This is a genomic window from Streptomyces sp. NPDC004752 (assembly GCF_053601275.1).
The window spans coordinates 1-18,621 of the sequence record NZ_JBSGBN010000114.1 but is presented as its reverse complement, the minus strand read 5'-3'; the positions used below and the strand labels follow the sequence as shown (position 1 = coordinate 18,621).

At 70.7% G+C, this 18,621-nt stretch carries 15 protein-coding genes and 1 pseudogene; 9 read left to right on the top strand and 7 right to left on the bottom strand.

Annotated elements, in window-relative coordinates; translation table 11 throughout:
- The first annotated feature begins 35 nt into the window (after positions 1-35).
- From ACWEKM_RS34825 to ACWEKM_RS34810, 4 genes are all read left to right on the top strand, one after another.
- Positions 36-830, top strand: a complete 795-nt coding sequence (locus ACWEKM_RS34825; RefSeq protein ID WP_451625273.1) for a GntR family transcriptional regulator — start codon at positions 36-38, stop codon at positions 828-830.
- A gap of 59 nt (positions 831-889) precedes the next feature.
- Positions 890-1,777, top strand: coding sequence for an endonuclease/exonuclease/phosphatase family protein (locus ACWEKM_RS34820; RefSeq protein ID WP_451625272.1), 888 nt, complete (start codon positions 890-892; stop codon positions 1,775-1,777).
- Positions 1,774-2,892, top strand: coding sequence for an alpha-D-ribose 1-methylphosphonate 5-triphosphate diphosphatase (locus tag ACWEKM_RS34815; protein WP_451625271.1), 1,119 nt, complete (start codon positions 1,774-1,776; stop codon positions 2,890-2,892). The genes ACWEKM_RS34820 and ACWEKM_RS34815 overlap by 4 nt, the downstream gene beginning before the upstream one ends.
- A gap of 197 nt (positions 2,893-3,089) precedes the next feature.
- A complete protein-coding gene (locus ACWEKM_RS34810) occupies positions 3,090-3,419 on the top strand; it encodes a carboxymuconolactone decarboxylase family protein (RefSeq protein WP_451625270.1) in 330 nt (109 codons plus the stop codon).
- 152 nt (positions 3,420-3,571) lie between these two features.
- Here the strand turns inward: ACWEKM_RS34810 and ACWEKM_RS34805 are convergent, their stop codons facing one another.
- Positions 3,572-4,300: a class I SAM-dependent methyltransferase gene (locus ACWEKM_RS34805; protein ID WP_451625269.1), complete on the bottom strand. Its 729-nt coding sequence runs from the start codon at positions 4,298-4,300 to the stop codon at positions 3,572-3,574.
- A 286-nt stretch (positions 4,301-4,586) separates the two neighbouring features.
- On the opposite strand from ACWEKM_RS34805, the pseudogene ACWEKM_RS34800 reads away from it, so the two are divergent.
- Positions 4,587-5,183, top strand: a pseudogene (locus tag ACWEKM_RS34800) (alpha/beta hydrolase); the annotation flags it as partial.
- A gap of 164 nt (positions 5,184-5,347) precedes the next feature.
- On the opposite strand, the gene ACWEKM_RS34795 reads toward ACWEKM_RS34800, so the two are convergent.
- The 5 genes from ACWEKM_RS34795 to ACWEKM_RS34775 form a co-directional block, all read right to left on the bottom strand.
- Positions 5,348-5,890, bottom strand: a complete 543-nt coding sequence (locus tag ACWEKM_RS34795; RefSeq protein WP_451625268.1) for an HdeD family acid-resistance protein — start codon at positions 5,888-5,890, stop codon at positions 5,348-5,350.
- Positions 5,891-5,964: 74 nt separating this feature from the next.
- Positions 5,965-7,296, bottom strand: a complete 1,332-nt coding sequence (locus ACWEKM_RS34790; RefSeq protein ID WP_451625267.1) for a Dyp-type peroxidase — start codon at positions 7,294-7,296, stop codon at positions 5,965-5,967.
- The gene (locus tag ACWEKM_RS34785; protein ID WP_451625266.1) at positions 7,283-7,795 is read right to left on the bottom strand and encodes a hypothetical protein; all 513 of its coding nucleotides are present in this window, start codon (positions 7,793-7,795) and stop codon (positions 7,283-7,285) included. The genes ACWEKM_RS34790 and ACWEKM_RS34785 overlap by 14 nt, the downstream gene beginning before the upstream one ends.
- 22 nt (positions 7,796-7,817) lie before the next feature.
- Complete coding sequence (locus ACWEKM_RS34780) at positions 7,818-8,780, bottom strand: catalase (RefSeq protein WP_451625265.1); 963 nt, start codon at positions 8,778-8,780, stop codon at positions 7,818-7,820.
- 271 nt (positions 8,781-9,051) lie between these two features.
- Positions 9,052-10,011, bottom strand: coding sequence for a helix-turn-helix domain-containing protein (locus ACWEKM_RS34775; RefSeq protein WP_451625264.1), 960 nt, complete (start codon positions 10,009-10,011; stop codon positions 9,052-9,054).
- Positions 10,012-10,302: 291 nt separating this feature from the next.
- Between ACWEKM_RS34775 and ACWEKM_RS34770 the strand changes: the two genes are divergently transcribed.
- Entirely contained in the window at positions 10,303-11,316 is a 1,014-nt protein-coding gene (locus tag ACWEKM_RS34770) for a helix-turn-helix domain-containing protein (RefSeq protein WP_451625263.1), read from the top strand.
- On the top strand, positions 11,306-14,191 hold the full coding sequence (locus ACWEKM_RS34765; protein WP_451625262.1) for an ATP-binding protein: 2,886 nt from the start codon (positions 11,306-11,308) through the stop codon (positions 14,189-14,191). The genes ACWEKM_RS34770 and ACWEKM_RS34765 overlap by 11 nt, the downstream gene beginning before the upstream one ends.
- A gap of 54 nt (positions 14,192-14,245) precedes the next feature.
- Here ACWEKM_RS34765 and ACWEKM_RS34760 read toward each other — a convergent pair whose 3' ends face one another.
- Positions 14,246-14,674 (bottom strand): ester cyclase, encoded by a 429-nt coding sequence (locus ACWEKM_RS34760; RefSeq protein WP_451625261.1) that lies wholly within the window; start codon positions 14,672-14,674, stop codon positions 14,246-14,248.
- 158 nt (positions 14,675-14,832) lie between these two features.
- Between ACWEKM_RS34760 and ACWEKM_RS34755 the strand changes: the two genes are divergently transcribed.
- Both ACWEKM_RS34755 and ACWEKM_RS34750 read left to right on the top strand, forming a co-directional pair.
- Positions 14,833-17,733 carry a LuxR C-terminal-related transcriptional regulator gene (locus tag ACWEKM_RS34755; protein WP_451625260.1) on the top strand — a complete coding sequence of 967 codons (2,901 nt, stop codon included), beginning with the start codon at positions 14,833-14,835 and terminating at the stop codon, positions 17,731-17,733.
- Positions 17,734-17,742: 9 nt separating this feature from the next.
- Positions 17,743-18,576, top strand: a complete 834-nt coding sequence (locus ACWEKM_RS34750; RefSeq protein WP_451625259.1) for an alpha/beta hydrolase — start codon at positions 17,743-17,745, stop codon at positions 18,574-18,576.
- Positions 18,577-18,621: the final 45 nt, after the last annotated feature.

The following is an 18,621-nucleotide window of genomic DNA, read 5'->3' as shown; positions in this document are numbered from 1 at the left end:
ACCAGCGGCAAACCTTCTGGCGTAATGTTCCACCTGTGCCGGAACCGACAAAGCCCTCAGACCCAGGCCCCTCCGCCCCGAACGCCGCCCCCGACGACGACCCACCAACTCTCGATCCGGGTGTCTCGACGTATGTGGCGGTGGCCGACCATCTGCAGCAGGAGATCGCATCAGCCCAGCCGGGCGAGCGGTTGCCCTCGGAGCACGAACTTGCCGCGCGACACAACATCAGTCGCGTGACGGCCCGCGCGGCACTGCAAGAGCTCGAACGTCGTCACCTCGTACGCCGTGCGCGCGGTGCCGGAACATTCGTGGCGCGTCGCATCGACTTCGTCTTGAACGCCCATGGCGCCCCGAGTTGGAGCGAGACCATTCGGCGTGCGGGAGGCGTGCCCGAGACGAAGATCGTCAGCGTGGACCTGATGCGGCCGCCCGCCGACGTCCGCACACATCTCGAACTCGCCTCGGCGGCCAAGGTGGTGCGCCTGGTCCGGCTCGGCTACGTCGACGGGCTGGTCGCCGCTCTCACCACGACTCACATCCCGGCGGCCCTGGCGAGCGATCTTCGCGAGCGAGTCGCCTTCGGCGGTTCGCTCTACCAGACCCTCCGGGCGATCGGCTGCCAACCCGGACGCCTGTGGAACTCCGCCACCATGGAAGTACCCGACGCCGAGGTCGCCACGTCGCTCAAGCTGGAGGGACGTCCGCCGATCTGGCGCAGCGAAGGCTGCGTCGTCGACACCCTGACCCAGCGCAAGATCGAGTACGGAGTCAGCTGGAGCCGGCCGGACGTGATCCGCTACCGCTTCGACTTCGGCCAGAGGCCCTGATTCTGGCCCTGACGACACCTGATTCCGCTACCCAGCTCCTGGAAAGGACATATCTACTCGTGGACACACCCGCCACCGAACTGGCCCGACCCGAACACATTCGGGTCGTGAGCTGGAATCTGTGGAGCAAGTACGGTGACTGGCGCCGACGACGCGAGAGCATGGTCGCCACTCTCGGCGGGCTCGACTCCGACCTCATCGGTCTGCAGGAAGTCTGGTCCGACGAGGACGGCAACCTGGCCGCCCACCTCGCCGATCAGCTCGGAATGCAGTGGCTCTGGCAACCCGCTCTGCCGACCGCACCGGGCCGGACCCAGATCGGCAACGCAATCCTCAGCCGCTGGCCCATCCTTGAACAGGCCGAACTGCGGCTACCAGCCCCGACCGACCGGGACGAGGGACGCAAAGTCCTGCATGCGCTCATCAACGGGCCCGCTGGGACGATCCCCTTCTTCACCACACACCTCAACGCACCGTTCGCCCAGTCGGCCATCCGCACCCGCCAAGCGGCAGCCCTGACCGACTTCGTCGTCGCCCGCTCGCTCGGACACCCGTTCCCGCCGATCGTCACCGGCGACTTCAACGCCGAGCCCGACTCCGACGAGATCCGTCTGCTGCTCGGCAAGACCAGCGCCCCGGACATGGCCGAGACCTGCTTCTTCGACGCCTGGTCGTTCCTCGACCCCGCCGTCCCCGGCTGGACCTGGGATCGGGCCAACCCGTTGGTCGGCACTCGCGGCCAGCCCAACACACGTATCGACTACATCTTCGTCGGGACCAGCCCAACCGACATACACCACACCGCGCCGGCCAGCCGCGGGCACGTCCAATCCGCCTTCCTGGCCGGAAACCAGGCCGATGCCGACGGGACATGGCCGTCCGACCATGCCGCGGTCGTCGCCGACTTCAGCGCGCATGACACGGCACCGGCGGCGATGTCCCTATGAGCACACCCCACACGCAGCAGCTCACGGGCATCGACAACGCCCGGATCGTGCTCCCCGACCGAGTCGTCGAAGGCAGTGTCGAACTGGAGGACGGCTGCATCTCCGCGCTCGGACCTCGACCGACCCGGCACACCGCGAGACTGGACGCCCGCGGCGGTTTCCTCATTCCCGGGTTGGTCGATCTGCACACCGACGCCATCGAACGCCAGTGGCAACCCCGTCCCTCAGCGGAGTTCGAGCCGACGCTCGCCTTCGTCGAAACCGATCGGCACTTCGCCCTTGCCGGAATCACCACCGCCGTCCAAGCGGTCGCCTTCATCGACCTGGACGACGGAGCGCGATCCATCGACCGCGCGCAGCTACAGTGGGCGACCATTCAGCAGCTTCGAGACGATGCCCTCGTCCGCCACGAACTGCACCTGCGGTGTGAAGTGACCCAGCCCCGGTCGGTCGCGCTCGCCACGGAAGCGTTGCGCCGGTCCGAAGCGCGACTGGTGTCAGCCATGGACCACACGCCGGAGGAGGTGATCCAAGCCGGCGACGGCGTTTCGGCCGCCAAGACGGCGCTCGAGATCCGTGCGTTGGCCGCTCAGGCGCGCCGACGCGGCATTCGATTCGCCTCTCACGACGACCCGACCGAAGCCTCGGTCCAGGCCATGGCCGAACTCGGCGCGGACGTCTTCGAATTCCCGGTCACGATCGGAGCCGCCAAGGCCGTGGCCGACCTCGGCTTGGCCAACGTGGTGGGTGCGCCGAACCTGCTGCGCGGCAGATCCCACATCAACCGGCTGGGGGCAGCCGACGCCATCGCGGCCGGCCTGGCCGGCGCCGTGTGCTCCGACTACGCCCCGGCCGCCCTGCTGCGGGCCGTCTTCAAACTGGCCGCGGTCGGTGTCTGCGACTTGCCCGCGGCGGTCGCACTTGCCTCCGCCCGGCCGGCCGCGATCGTCGGCCTCGACGACCGCGGAGTGCTCCGCCCCGGCGCCCTGGCCGACCTCGTCGTCGTCCACGACCACCACGGCCTGCCCACCGCGACACACACGCTCGTCAACGGCCAACTCGTCATGCAGGCCGCCCCAAGCCTGCGGGTGTCTCCGGCCCAGGCGGCCCCCTGATCATGCCGCCGCCGGTCGCGCAGGTGTCGTCGGCGTGAACCGTCAAGACTGTCCGTCAGGTCGGCGGCGCCCTGGCCATCGCGCCTTCTTCGGTGCCTTCCGGCGGACCATGACACCGGCTTGCGCGGCCTGGCGTACCACCTACCTGTGGCCACCCCGTAAACCGCCTCAACCCCACCACTACAAGGAGTCACACCGTGGCCCAGAAGGGCGCACTACAGGCTCTGGCCTCTGTAGCCCCCAAGCTGGTCGAGCTGACCGATGAGGTCCTTTTCGGCGATGTCTGGGAGCGCGCCGAGCTGTCCCCACGCGACCGTAGCCTGGTCACCGTCACCGCACTCGCCGCGCTCTACCGGACCGAGCAACTCGGCTTCCACCTCAAGCTGGCTCTCGACAACGGCCTGTCCGAGGAAGAGCTCACCGAGGCTTTGACCCACCTGGCCTTCTACGCAGGCTGGCCCACCGCCGTGTCCGCCGTCACCCGGCTGAAGAGCATTACCGAGGAGGGCAAGGGCCCCTCCACCTGACCGGGGCGGCCCACCTGATCCTGTTGAGTTGCTCGCGCAGTCGGCGGCCAACGTGCTGGACGAAGTCACACAACGGGAGGTCCCAGTAGTACTCGCCGAAAAACCAACGGAGCAGCCCCTGACCTGCCGGTACTCCCGCTAGCTTCTCTGAACTAAGAATCTTGGCTTCGGCCGGGTGGCGCCGGAGGTGGCAGGGGGTTCTCCCCGCCACCCGTGGGTGGGGCCTCTTGGCCAGGGGTGGTCGGTGGTTCTGCGATGCCGATGAAGTTCCCGGCCTTGGTCCGGATGCGGACCGACCAGCCCAGAGCCGTGAGGTCGTTCGTGAGGGTCTCGGCATTGTGGAATACCTTCACAATGCGGTACTGGCTACCGTCATCGAGTCGGCGCAGCGCCGCCGGGGCCGACTGGTTCGCGAGGACTTCCTCGTATGCGGCTGCGGCGGGACCGTCGTCGATGAAGATCGCTTTGCCGACTGGCGCGAGCGCGGCGGCGACTCTGTTCCAGAAGTCGGGCAACCGCGTCGGTGGGACATGGGAGAGCCAGAAGGCGAAGAACACGGTGTCGTAGCGGCGTGGCGGCTGCCACTCGAACAGGTCGGCCTGAATGAACCGGACGGTGGGGGATGTGGTGCGCGCACGAGCGAGGGTCAACACTTCGGCTGCCGCGTCGACAGCCGTCACCGAACGTGCCCGCTCGGCAAGCCGCGGCGTCCACTGGCCCGTTCCGCAGGCCAACTCCAGCACATCCCCGGCAATCGGGAGGTCATCGACGACAGCCAGCAGCTCCTTCAGGTCTTCATGCTCTGCGTAGGGCCGGTCGTATTCGGCCGCGCCGGCCCTGTAGTAGGCCATCTGCTCTGCCAGGAGAGCGTCATCATCCATGTAGGTTCCTCTCATCCGGGTTGGTCAGAGCCGAGCGCGCTCAGCTCGCCAGGTTGGTCGCTACGGACATCGCCCGCCTTCACCTCCGGGGAGCCGAACTTACTCCGACGAGGCTCGTGTTGTCCCGGGACAGGAGTCAGTTGGCTCCCGGTGGACGAGGCCGGCCGATGGGGAACGGAGCCGGGCCTGGTGACGTCTCGGCGAGCGCTGCGTGCGGCGCACTGGCACGGTAATGCGTCACAGCATCACCAAACCGCGCGGCCCGCCTCACGTCACGCCGCTGGGGCCCGCCTCCGCGAAGAAGCTCGCGGAGTTCGACGGACCCGAGGGGACCGGGACCGCGGGCGCCGCCGCCGATTCCGCCGAGGTGCCGTCCGACAACATGACGGCGAGCTTCCTGGCCGTGGTGTGCGGCGACAACTCGGCGGCGTGGTCCCGCGATCCTGAGAGCTACCGGCAGGACGCCATCGAGGACAAGGGCCGATACCCGCTCTACGGTGACTTCGCGTCGAGCATCAAGCCCTGTGCGTTCTGGGACAAGTCAGTGGAACCGGCGACCAGGGTGAACAACAAGGTCGGCTCCCTGGTCGTCCAGAACGAGTGGGACTCGCAGACTCCGCTGCCCAGCGGTCAGGCCCTGCACGCCGACCTGAAGGGCTCGAAAATGGTCACCGTCCTCGGCGGCGAGGGCCATGGCGTCTATCCGAACGGCAACGCGTGCACGGACGGCACGGTCACCGACTACCTGCTGACCGGCAAGCGCCCGGCGAAGGACGTGACCTGCGAGGCGACGGCCGACTCGAACGCGGAGGCGCGGAAGAACCAGAAGCGGGACGTGCTCCCCGGGTCTCCGCTCCCGGAGCGTGCCCCGGACCGCTTCTGAGCCCGGTCGCACGGCCCACCGCGGTATGACCCATCGCCGCACGTCCCACTGCTGTATGCCGAATCGCCGCATGAGCCGTTGCCGTACGACTCATTGAAGACGGCGGCGGGACCTTTCGGCGAGGTCCCGCCCGCATGGTGGATGCGACCGACTGCGCAGGCGGCTCAGACGACGAGTGGGCCGTTGTCCTTGGGCCGCGTACGGGGCCTGCCGTGTGCGGCGATGGCGAGGGTGGAGACTCCGTGGACGATCGCCCAGAAGACGAAGAGGGCGGCGAGGGTGAGGACTCCGACGTCGGGGCGGATGGCGAGGACGACGCCGAAGGCCAGCGTGGCCAGTCCGTTCAGGAGCCACATCGCCCGGTTCCCGGCGAGCGCGCCGCGCCGGAAGGAGAAGCCGATCTCGAACAGGCCGACGACGATCGCCCAGCTCGCGATCCACACGGCGAGCACCAGGGCGGTGATGCCGGGCCACACCAGAGCGGTCGCCCCGGCGGCGAGGGCGATGAACGCCAGCAGGAGATGACCGACGACGGGCCCGGCGCGGTCACCGCGGAACGCGATGGCGGCGTCGTTCCCGGCGCTCATCAAGCAGTTCACGGCGAACAGGACGACGAGGGCGCCGACGGTGATGCCCGGCCAGATGACCGCGATCAGGCCGAGAACGACGGCCGCGACGCCTCGCCAGGCGTAGGGGGACGACCACACGACTACTTCTCCTCATGATGTCCGGGTTCGGGATGATGTCCGGGTTCGGGGGCGGGGCCGAGGGACGGCGCTGCTCACCAGCGGCCCTCGGCCAGGTGTTCCAGGCCGCTGATGCCGGGCAGGAAGACGTGTTCGCCGCCCTTGGTCACGACGAACGAGGGCAACCCGCGCAGCCGGCGGCGCACCGGCCTGGCCGCATAGGCGAAGTCGCCGTCGGCGGCGTGGTTTCCGGCGAGCGGGTCCTGGTTCGTGCCGGCCGAGATGAAGTCCCCGTCGTTGACCCACTGCGACTGGACGAACTCGAACTGACGGCCCGGGTCAGCGTTCGCGAAGGCCAGGACGACGCCCCGGTCGACGCCGTCGTCGTCGAGGACGCCCTCGGGGAGCATCGGTCCGTAGGCGGCGCCGCGGCGCAGGAGCTGGTGCAGGCGGACGTCGACGATGGTGTCCTTGAGCGCGTCGCGCGGGTTGACCCGCCGGATGTGGGAGGCGATCGGGGTCTTCAGTCCGCGTGGGTCGTCGTCGTGGTACGCGAAGTCGTTGAGCCGCTCGGGATCGACGGGCACGTCCTTGTCCGGCGAGAGAGCCAGCGGGCAGCCGCTGCGCCAGCGGCCTGCCATCTTCGCGGCGAGCAACTCCTGGCCGTACTCGTCGTCCGTCCGCGACTTGAGGAAGCGGCGGAACTCCGCGACCTTCTGGTGCAGTTTGCGGATCGAGAGGTAGGTGCCGTTGCGCCACAGCGCCTCGGGGCCGGGGCCGGTCGCGATCCGGCCCAGTTCGTTGACGTAGCCGAGGACGAACTCCCCTGGTCTCGTGAGAGTCTGACCGCGCTTCGGGGTGCCGCTCTGGCCCTCGATGTAGGGGCGGCTGAGGCCGTCGGCGTAGCCGAAGTGCTCGCGCAGGTTGTCCGGTGTACGGATGTCCAACCGGCTCACCCGCTGCACGGAGGGCAGGTCCTGTTGGGCGCCGTGGCCGATCGTCAGTTTCTCGGTGAACGCCTCCTCGTCCGGGGCCATCAGGAGCACACCGATGTCGAAGGAGCCGTTCTCGGGCAGGTCCCAGTGGGCCGGGTCACTCTCGCCGATGTCGCCCAGGTACTCCTTGCGGGTGCGCATCGGTTCGCGGAACTCGCGTGGGAAGCCGTCGAGGACGTCCTGGGGCAGGCCGATGCGGGCCAGGCCCTGGTGGGTGAGGACGACGTTGAGCCAGGCGTCCTTTCCCGGGTGTTCCCAGTCGGCGGCCGAGGTCACGTGGGGCAGCAGACGGCGCAGCATGGCGCGGCCCTGGTCGGCGTCGCCGACCTCGTACAGCAGGTAGGCGCCGACATAGGGCAGGGGGCGCTCGCGGAGGATGGTGCCCTGGATCTGGTCCAGATCCAGGGCACCGCCGGTGTCAGCCGGCCGCATCGAGAACCTCGGAGAGCGCGTTGCCGAGACGCTGCATACGCTTCACGTCGTGGACGCTGTTGTCGGCCGTGGCATGGAAGTAGAGGTCCGCCGAGAGGGAGCGGGAGATCACCAGGTCCGGGGTGCCCGGGTCGTCGTAGCCGTGGTAGCCGTCGACGATGTCCCCGAAGATCTCGTCGAGCCAGGGCTGGGCCCGGGCGATATCGGCGAGGTAGGGCTTGAAGTCGCCGTCGTAGACGAGCGTGATGAGCATCTTGGTGTCGTTGTCGAAGAGCAGCACACGGAAGCTCTCCACCGTGCCGACCTTCGTCTCCCAGTAGCCGGCCTGGGCCTGGATGCTCGCCAGCCGCTCGCGGAAGATCTTCCCTCCGTTCGGGGTCAGCGGCGTGATGATGGTGAGTTCGCCCTTCTTGCCGATGCGCCGGCCCGGTCCGTCGGGCTGGTCGCGGATCTCCTGGGCGTGGGCGTAACGCTCGTCGGTGGCAGCGGTGTCCGTCATGGCGGTTCTCCTCATGGGTGTGTCACTCGTAGTGCTTGGCGAACGGGCAGGTGTGCCAGCCGCCGGTCCGGTAGGCCGCGGAGACCTCGTAGACGCCGCGGCGGGCCTGGAGGATCGGGTCGTCGTTGAGCTCGATGCCGTCGGTGACCTTGGTCGGGTCGTGGTTCATCACGGGGTCGCCCAGTTCTTCGGGCGTCGCGGGGGCCGTGATCCGGAGCGTGCCGATGGTGACCCGCTCGCGGTCGTCGGGCCACAGGGCGGTCGGGTCGTCGAGCGGGTCGCCGTCCTGGCCGATCTCCAGGACGAGGTCGAAGCCGACCGGGCCGCTCGTCAGCCGTTCGTCGAACTCGTCCAGGAGCACCTCGCGCGACATCGCCGCCAACTCCTCGACCGGGCGGCCCTCGACGCCGGCCTGCGGGATCCAGTGGCAGCGCACGTTCGTGACGACGTCGTCGGCGTCGAGATAGCGGAAGACGTGGACGGCGTGGAACTCGCTGTGCGCGAAGCTGGTCGGGGCCAGCGAGGCGGCGCGCATCCGCAGGACGTTCGCGACCTCGGGGTGCTCCTTCAGGAACGGCAGCAGTGCCGCCTTGTTGAGCGGTCCGCCGGGCTCCGGGGGTGCGCCGAGCGCGATGGCCTGGAGGAGGTCCTCCACCCGCCGCGCCGGGAACAGGAGTTGGCTGAGCATGACCAGGTTGGTGGTGCGGCCGTTGGCCAGATAGAAGCGGGTGGCCATGCCGACGGTGGCGCCGAAGGGCGCGTCCGGCCTGCCGCCGCCCTTGGAGAAACGCACCGAGGCCGGAATCAGGTCACCCTGAAGATGGGCGGCGCGGGTGTACCGGCGAGCGATCGGCAGGGCGCGGAAGCTGCCGCGGTAGATCCTGCCGTCGGCGTGCAGGGCCCGGTATCCGGGATGGAAGCCGAAGACTTCGTGGGCTCCGTCGACCAGGGCTTCCGCCTGGTCGTACTGGCTGATCTGCGCCATGAATACCTTCCGGTGTCGGCGGGGAACGGCCCCATCGTGGGGGCCGGCACCCGCCGCCCGGATGCGTCAAATGACGATGTCCGTTGCGTAGTTCAGCGGCCGGGTCCGGTACGACGACCTCGTCGCCCACCGTTCGATGACCGAGGGCGTCGGCGAGCGCGTGGGCGTGGACGTCGGTGAGCGCATGGGGTGTGGACGTCGGTGAGCGCATGGGGTGTGGACGTCGGTGAGGGCGCGGGGTGAGGGCGTGGGGTGTGGGCGTGGCGACGGCTCACCCGGCCTGCGGTCCGTCCCGGTACTCGCGCGGCGTCATCCCGTACGTCTCCTTGAACGACCGGCCGAATCGCGAGGCGTCGGTGAAGCCCCAGCGGCGGGCCACGGCCGCGATGGTGTCGCGGCGGGCCTCGGGGCGGGCCAGATCCCGCCGGGCCCCTTCGAGCCGCTCCCGGCGGATCCACTCGCCGGGGCTGACGCCTTCCCGGGCGAGTACGGCGTAGAGGTGACGCAGGGAGATGTGGTGGGCCTGGGCCACCGAACTCGGGGTGAGGCCGGGGTCGGTCAGATGGCGCCGCAGGTACTCCAGGATGCGCGTGCCCAGGGTCTCCTCGCGTGCCGTGCGGCCCGCCACGCCCGCGTCGCAGGCGTCGGCGATCACCGCGCGGACCATCTCCAGGGTGGTCGCGGCCAGGTGCCCCGCAACCGGGCCGCTGTGCAGCGAGGGGCTGACCGCCAGGCGGGAGAGATACGACGCGCCGAGCGCGGCGACCGACTCCCCGACGCCGAGCACGCGTGCGGTGATGTCACTCAGGACAGCGTCCGGCAGACCCAGTTCGGCCACCGGTATCCGGAAGAAGTGCGTGTCCACGCCGCCCGAGAAGAGCAGGGTGTACGGGCGTCGGGTGTCGTAGAACCCGAGGGTGCCCGGTTGGAGGGTGGCCGCCCGTCCGTCCTGGACGACGCTGCTGGTCCCGGCGTGCTGGAGGCCGAGGAAGAGACAGGGTTCCCAGTCGGCCGCGGCCAGCCGCGCGGACCGCTCGACGGTCGCGGGGTTGGCGCGGACGGTGGTGAGCTGGATACGTCCGATGCCGGTGATCGACACCTCGCAGTACACGTCCTCCGACCGGCTGGGCAGTCCGAGGTGGACCGGCACGACGCGGTCCCTGATCGTCTGCCGTATCGCCTCGGCCCGATCGTCGACGGCATACGGCGAGGTGCTCCATAGCGTCTTCATACGCACCTGTGAGCGTAACCGACCCCGACCTCGCCCCTGACCGCGCGGCCCCGGTGCACCCGGTGGACCCGGTGAACCGGGCGGACCCGGCGGATTCGGGCGGACCCGGCGGATCGGGAGGGTGTGATGGGCGGGTGCGGGATATGCACGGTCCACAGACAACCGTGCACAGAACGACGGCTCCCGCGCCCCGGGCAGCTCTTATCGTCGACACCAGTCCTGCCGAACCAGTCCTGCCGAATCAGCCCCGCCGAACCATTCCCGCCGAACCAGCCCGGAGAAAGACCGATCATGACGGCCGTCACCTTCGACGTTCGGGGCGTGGCCCCCACGGACCGGGCCGAGACGATCCGTGCCACCGTCGGGCCCTCGGTCCTCTGGGTCGACGTCGACCATCACACCACCGCGGACGCGATCGCCGCACAGGGCAGGATCCGCCGCACCGGTCACCTCACCCTGTTCTCCGCCCGCACCACTCCCATGACGATCCGGCGCACCCCACGCCAGGCCGCGGACGGCTCCGAACCCAGGCTGATCCTGGCCCTGCAACGGTCGGGCACCGCCACCGTCGTCCAGAACGACCGCCAGGCGGTCATCCGCCCCGGAGAACTGCTCGCGGTGGACAGCACGCGTCCCTTCACGGCCGTCAACGCGGACGGCACACACCACCACTACGTCTGCATCCCGCGTGCCCAACTCGCCCTGCCGGACAGGGCGATCGAGCGCATCACCGCGACCCGCCTCGGGCCGGACAATCCCGTCGCCGCGCTGGCGGCGGCCCACCTGGCAGGGCTGGCCGGTCCGCGGGCACTGCGCGGCAGTCCCGGCGCGGACGCGGTGGACCGGCCGACCGTCGAGCTGGTCCGCGCGGTGATCGCCGCCCAGCTGGGCGACGCCGACCTGGCACGCGGTCCGCTGGAGGACACGCTGGTGGTCCGGGTCATGGCGTACGTCCGGCGTCATCTCGCCGACCACGACCTGAACGCGGCCCGGATCGCCGGGGAGTTCGGCATCTCCGTCCGCCATCTCTACGCCGTCCTGGCCCGCTCCGGCATCGAACTCGGCGGCTGGACCAGGGCCTGCCGCCTGGAGAAGTGCCGCGACGACCTGGCCAACCCGCACAAGCGCCGGCTGACCGTCGCCGCCATCGCACGCGGGCGCGGCTTCACCGACGCCAGTCACTTCGGCCGTCTTTTCCGGGAGGCGTACGGCAGCTCGCCGAACGAATGGCGGGCGCTGAGCGGGAGCCGTCCCTCGCCTGTGTCCGGGCGGGCGGAAGGAGTTGTTCCGCACTATGTCCCATGACCGCACCATGTCCCATGACCGCACTATGTCCCATGACCGCGCCATGTCCCATGAGCTGCCCGACAGCCCTTCCGGATTTCTCGGTCGCGCCGCGGAGCTGGCCGACATCAGGAGCGTCATCGCGCGCGCAGCCGGTGGCAGGGGCGGCGTCCTGGCGGTCCGGGGTGAGGCCGGCGTCGGCAAGACCTCCCTGCTGCACAGCGCGGTGGCCGCGGCGGCCTCCGCCACGGTGAGCGCCGTCGCCGCGATCGAGTCCGAGTCGGACCTGCAGTACGCGGGCCTCCACTTGCTGCTGTCGCCGTTCATGGACGGCCTGCCCGCCCTGCCCGAGCCGCAACGCCGGGCGCTCGGCACCGCGTTCGGCCTGGAGTCCGGTCCGCGACCGCAGCGTTTTCTGGTGGGCCTCGCCGCTGTGACCCTGCTGGCGGAGGCGGCCACCGAGCGGACCGTCGTGTGTGTCGTGGACGACGCGCAGTGGCTGGACCGTGAGTCCGCGGACACCCTCGCCTTCGTCGCCCGGCGCATCGCCGCCGACCGCATCGCCCTGCTGCTCGGCATCCGCGACCCGGACCTCTGCGGCCCCGTCTTCACCGACCTGCCCGAGCTGTGCCTGGAAGGGCTTCCCGCGGACCTGGCCAGAAGCCTGCTCAGCGGGGCACACATCGACGACCGGGTCGCCGAGCACCTGGTGTCCGGCACCCGCGGCAATCCGCTGGCCCTGCTTGAGCTGACCAAGGAGCTGACGAACGAGCAGTTGTCGGGGGCAGCCGCGCTGCCGGACCCGCTGCCGGTGGGGCGCCGTCTCGAAGAGGTCTTCCGGCAACAGGTCACCAGGGTTCCGCCCGCCACCCGGACCTTGCTGCTCGTGGCCGCGGCGGAAACCTCCAGGAACGCCCACCTGGTGTGGCGGGCCGCGAACAGGCTCGGCGTGGGACGCGCGGCAGCCGTCGTGGCCGAGCAGCAGGGATTCCTGGTCCTGGGCCACGGCGTCGAATTCCGGCATCCGTTGCTGCGCTCGGCGGTGTACCACGGTGCCTCGGCCGAGGAGCGCCGTCTGGTCCACGAGGCATTGGCGGACGAGGACAGCGACCCGGACCGCCGGGTGTGGCACCGGGCGCTGGCCGCCGTACACCCCGACGAGGGCATCGCCACCGACCTCGAACGGTCGGCCCGGCGGGCCATCGCCCGCGGTGGCTATGCCGCCACCGCCCGGTTGCTGGGCCGTGCCGTGGAGCTGACCACGGACGAGTCCCGCCGGCCCGACAGGCTGCTGGCGGCCGCGCGGGCGACCCTGGAGACCGGCAACCCGGGCGCGGCCGAGGCCATGCTCCGGCAGACCGGTCCACTCCGGCAGACCGGTCCACTCCTGCCGGCCGGGCCCGGACGGGCGGACCGACTCCGCCTCCTGGCCGCGATCCGCTTCGCCCAGGGACAGGTGCGGGAGACGCTTCCGCTGCTCCTGGAGGCGTCGGAACTGCTCCTTCCGCACGACGGACGACAGGCCCGGGACACGCTGTTCCAGGCCCTGGAAGTGGCGACCTGGACGGGTAAGGCCGACATGCTGACCGTCGCGCGGGCGGTGCGGGCGCTGAGCCCCGTCGAGTGGGACACCTCGTCCCCGCCCGACCTGATCACCGCGGCGCTGACCACTCGGTTGCTGGAGGGACCCGAGGCCGCTTATCCGTTGTACCGCCGCGCCACTTCGAGCCTGCTCGTCAGCGAGGACCTGCGCGGTTTCAACCTGGGCAGCATGCTCGCCGGTGAGATGTGGGACCTCGACGGCCTGTCCGCGCTGACCGCGCGCTGGGTCGAGCTCGCCCGGACACAGGGCGCCCACGGTGCCCTGTCCCTGGCCCTGCTGCTGCGGGCCATACCCGAGCTGTGGCGCGGCAACTACACGGCGGCACGGGAGTTCGGCCGGGCCGCGACCGACCTGTCCGACCTGACGACCCGTCAACAGGGCCGTACGGGAAGCGGCATAGAGCTGCTGTACTGCATGACCGGGCCGCAGGAGGCGGCGCGGGAGGCGGCCGAGGCGCACATCCGGGAGGCGACCGCCTCGGGCCGGGAGCACTACGGCGCCCTCGTCCCCCACCTCGCCCTGTGCCAACTGGAGGTGGGGCTCGGCAACTACCCCGCAGCCGTCACCCACGGCCGGCGCGTCTTTGCCGCCGACACCCCCGGGCCCACCAGTGCCAACGTCCTTCCGGAACTGGTCGAGGCGGCCCAGCGGTCGGGGGACACCGCGACGGCGTGCGACGCACTCCGGCGGCTGCACACCGTCGCGACCGCGAGCGGCACCCCCACCGCCCTGGGCCTGCTGGCCCGGTCGCGCGCCCTGGTCGCGGACGGCGACGAGGCCGAGAAGCTCTACCTGGAGGCGATCGAGCGCCTGGAGGCGTCCGGGACCCGGCCGCAGGCCGCCCGTGCGCATCTGTTGTACGGGGAGTGGCTGCGCCGACGCCGCCGACGGCGTGCGGCGCGGGACAGTCTGCGCACCGCCCATGGCCTGTTCGTGGCCATGGGCGCCGAGTTCTACGCGCGCCGCGCCCGGATCGAACTGGCCGCCACCGGCGAACGGCCGCGGTTCCGCCCGGTGGACGCCGCCGCCGTCCATCTCACCCCGCAGGAGGCTCGGATCGCCCGGCTGGCCGCCACCGGCGTGCGGAACCGGGACATCGCGGCACAGCTGTTCATCAGCCCCAGCACCGTGGAGTACCACCTGCGCAAGACCTTCCGGAAGCTCGGCGTGACGGCCCGCGGGCAGTTGCGGGAGGCCCTGGCGGCGACCGCCGAGGACGGTGAGGACGGTGACCCGAGCGGACTGACTACGGATCTCAAGGATTCGGGGGACCGCACCGGCGACCTACCGTGACGGCACGCGTCCTCCTCGGCGAAGGGATCATCACGTGCGGTGGATGTCAGCGAGTCAGGGTTCCCTGCCCAACGCCCGTCCGAGGGACGTCCGGTCGACGAACTCGTACTGCTCGAGGATCGCTCCCGCCCGCCAGCGGCACACCGTGGTGAACGTGACGTCGAAGCTCCTGCCGGTCGCCGCCCTGTCGGTTCCGTCGGGCAGCCGTACCGGTCGCGTCATGCGCCCGCGCAGCCGAGCGACGGTGCAGGTCTGGTCACCGTGCCCGAACGCGGCCAGATACGGCTGCGTGACCACGTGGTTCTCCGGAAACTGCGCGCAGAACCGCCGGGCCCGGTCGACATGTTCGGCACGGCCGTGCGGACCGTCGTCGCCGGCGGCGTAGGCCACCAGGTCCGGGGCGAGAAGGGCCTCGTAGGCCGCCCAGTCCCGCTCGTTCCACGCGTCGTCGACGGCCCGCATCCGCGTGAGGTTGGAGATCATTTCGGCACCTTTCCGCCTTTCGTCGCCCTCCTGGGCCGGCCGTGTCCGGCACCGGGACAGGACCATTGCACCGGCCGTCGCGCCGGATGGGCCATACGTCACCTGACGGCAGGTCCGGTCCGATCTCATCCCGCTCAGCACGATCAGGAGCCACCACTTTGCCTCCCGAGCATTCGCAGCTGCCCGCAGCCACGGCCGACACCACCGGACAGGACCCGGGAAGTCTGCTGGGCCGGACACCGCACCTGGAGTTCTTCGCGGACATGCGCCGGCGTCTGACGGGCGAGGGCACCGGCTCGGCGGTCCTGCTCGAAGGCCCACCGGGCGTGGGAAAGACCGCGTTGCTGGATGCCGCCGCCGACGGCGCACGGGCCTGCGGATTCCGCGTCCTGCACTTCGCCGGCGTCGAGTCCGAACTCGCCCTGGACCACTCCGCCCTGCACCAGCTGCTCTTCGGCATGCGCGACGCCTTCGACCGACTGGCGCCGGGGCAGCGCGCCACACTGGAGGGGATACTCGGCGTCTCGGCGGCGGGGGCGGCACCGGAGCGTTTCGGGGCCGGTGCCGCCGTACTCGAAGCCCTGCGGCGCACGGCGGACGACGGTCCGGTCCTCGTCGTGATCGACGACGTCCAGTGGATCGACCGGGCGAGCGGTGACGTCCTCGCGTTCGTCGCCCGGCGCCTGCGCGGTCTCCCGGTCGATCTGCTGGTGGCGAGCCGGGAAGGCGGTGCGCACGCCCTCGACCGGCATGGGCTCGTACGCCGCAGAGTGGAGGCGCTGGACGGGCCGGCCGCCACCGCACTGCTGAGGACGGCCCATCCGGGACTCGCCCCGCAGGCGTCCGAACAGCTGCTTCAGGAGGCCGCCGGCAACCCCTTGGCACTGCTGGAGCTGCCGACCCTGTTGACCCGGGAGCAGTTCGCCGGAAAGGCACCGCTCCCGCTGTCCCTGCCCGTGGACGACCGTCTGGAGGCACTGTTCGCACCCCGGCTTAGAGAGCTGCCTGCCGCCACCCTGGAGCTGCTGCTGATCGCCGCCCTCGAAGGGACGGGCGGACTGCGCACGATCTGGGCGGCCTACCCGGCGGGAATGGAGGAGGCCGACGCGGCGCTCGGTCCGGCGGAGGAGGCGGGTCTGGTGCGCGTGGACGCACGAGCGGGCCGCCTGGTCTTCCGGCATCCGCTGGTGCGCTCCGCGATCGTCCGTACCTCCCGCCCCCATCAGCGGCGTTCGGCCCACCGCGCCCTGGCCCAAGCCCTGGAACGGGAGCCGGAACGGCGGATCGGGCATCTGATCGCCGCCTCTCTGGGCCCCGAGGAACCCCTGGCGCAGGACCTGGAGCAGGCGGGTCACGCCGCACTGCGGCGCGGCGGCGCCACGCCGGCGCTGACCGCGTTGAGCCGGGCCGCCGATCTCAGCCCGAAGCCAAAGGACCGTGACCGGCGGCTGGCACACGCGGCGTTCGCCGCCGCCCAGTCCGGCGCCCTCGACGTCACCGCGACCCTGATCGACGACGGTTATGGGGACCGGGCGTCACCCGAGGACACGGCACGGGCGGCCATGGCCAGGGTGTACTCCCTCCTGGAGCAGGACGGGGCGGCGGCAGCGGCCCATCGGCTGCTGATCGGCGTGATCGACGGACTGCTCGGTGCGGAGCCGGACGGCGCCGCACCACGAGCAGGCTCGTCGGACCGCGAGGTCATCGGCGAACTGCAGTTCCTGCTGACCCTGGTGGAGTTCTACGCCCAGCGGACCGACCTGTGGCCCGAGGTCCTGGAGCGCAGCCGGGACGCCCCCGACCCTGTGCGGCTCTACTGCCTGGCCTTCGACGCCCCGCAGGAGCGGGCACTGGAGATCCGCCACCGGATCCGGCAGGCGTTCGCCGCCCTCCCGCCCGATGCGGGACCGCGGCCGATCACCCAACTGTCCATGCTCAGCGTCTACTTCGACGAGGCATCCGAATACCGGGAGCACTGGATGCGGATCGCCCGGCGGTCACGGGAGGGAGGAACGTTCGTCCAGTGGTCGTACGGCACCATCCTCCTCGGCCACGAAGCCTTCTTCGCCGGCCGTTTCGACGAGGCCGAGGCACTGGCCCGCGAGGGTCTGGCGCTGGCGGAGCAGCTGGGTCACCGCCTCGCCGGGTTCCGGCTGGCCTCCCAGCTCGCCCAGGTGGCAGCGGTCCGGGGTGACACCGACACGGTCACCACGCTGACCCGTGACATCCTCGCCTGGAGCGAGCCACGCCGTCTGGGCCTGCTACAGGTGTCTGCCCGGCAGGCCCGGGTGCTGCTGGCCCTGGGGCAGCGGGACTACGAGACGGCGTACCACGACTGCGCGCTGATCAGCCCGCCCGGCTCGATCCCCCGGCTCAATCCGCGCGCCATCTGGTCGGTGTACGACCTGGTGGAGGCGGCCGTACACACCGGCAGACTCACTCAGGCCCGCGCCCACCTGGCCATGGCACAACGCGCCCGGCTGGGCGAACTCTCCCCTCGGCTGAAGCTGCTGATGCATGCGGCGGAGGCGCTCGCCGGTCCCGAGGAGGCCGCCGAGCACGGCTTCCGGCGGGCACTGGCGGTCATCGACGTCCACGCTCCCTTCGATCGGGCCCGGGTCCGGCTCGCCTTCGGCCGTTGGCTGCGCACGCACGCGTACGGCACCGACACCGCCCGCGACCACCTGTCCGCCGCGCGGCACACCTTCGAGGAGCTGGACGCCCGCCCCTGGGCGGACGCGGCGGGCCTGGAACTCGACGCCCTGTCGCAGTCGGTGAACGCGGAACGCGACGGCGGGGAAGGCATCCTGACCCGCCAGGAACTGCAGATCGCCGAACTGGCGGCGACGGGCCTGAGCAACAAGGAGATCGGCGCCCGGCTGTTCATCTCCCCGCGGACGGTCAGCACCCACCTCTACAACATCTTCCCCAAGCTGGGGGTCCGCTCCCGCGCGGCCCTGCGCGACGCCTTGCAGACGCACATCCGGGGGGTCCCGAGCGGCCAGTACGTCGACGGATCAGTCATCCGACGGGTGCGTGCGACGACCCGCCGTTCCTAACCTGCGGCCATGTCCGCACATGATGAACAGCAGATTCAGACTGCCAACGCCTCCGGCCGGACGCCCGTGGTCTTCGTCCACGGGCTGTGGCTGCTGCCCAGCAGTTGGGACCGCTGGGTCCAGTACTTCGAACAGGCGGGGTATGCCCCCGTGGCGCTCTCCTGGCCGGACGATCCGGAGACCGTGGCGGAGGCCAACAGCCATCCCGAGGTGTTCGCCGGCAAGACCGTCGGGCAGGTCGCCGACCACCTCCAGTACCTGATCGGCCAACTGGACCAGAAACCCGCCGTCATCGGCCATTCCTTCGGCGGACTGCTCACCCAGATCCTCGCCGGGCGCGGTCTCGCCGCCGCGTCGGTGGCGATCGATCCGGCTCCCTTCCGCGGGGTGCTGCCGCTGCCCGTCTCCGCGCTGCGCTCGTCCGCGCCGGTGCTGAGCAACCCGGCCAACCGGCACCGCGCCGTTCCGCTCACCTTCGAGCAGTTCCGCTACGCCTTCGCCAACGCGGTCGGTAAGGAGGAGGCCAAGGAATTGTTCGAGACGTTCGCCGTCCCGGCCCCCGGCGCCCCGATCTTCCAGGCCGCGACCGCCAACCTCAACCCCTGGACGGAGGCCAGGGTCGACACCGAGAACCCCGACCGCGGCCCCCTACTGATCATCTCGGGCGAGAAGGACCACACCGTCCCCTGGGCCATCGCCGACGCCTCCTACCGGCAGCAACAGCGCAACCCCGGCGTCACCGAGATCACCGAGATTCCCGGCCGGGGGCACGCACTCACCATCGACAGCGGCTGGCAGGAAGTCGCCGAGACGGCCCTGACGTTCGTCCGCCGCTTCGTCTGACCAAAGCGGCCACGGGCTCCGGCCACGGGCCCCGGCCGCCGAGCC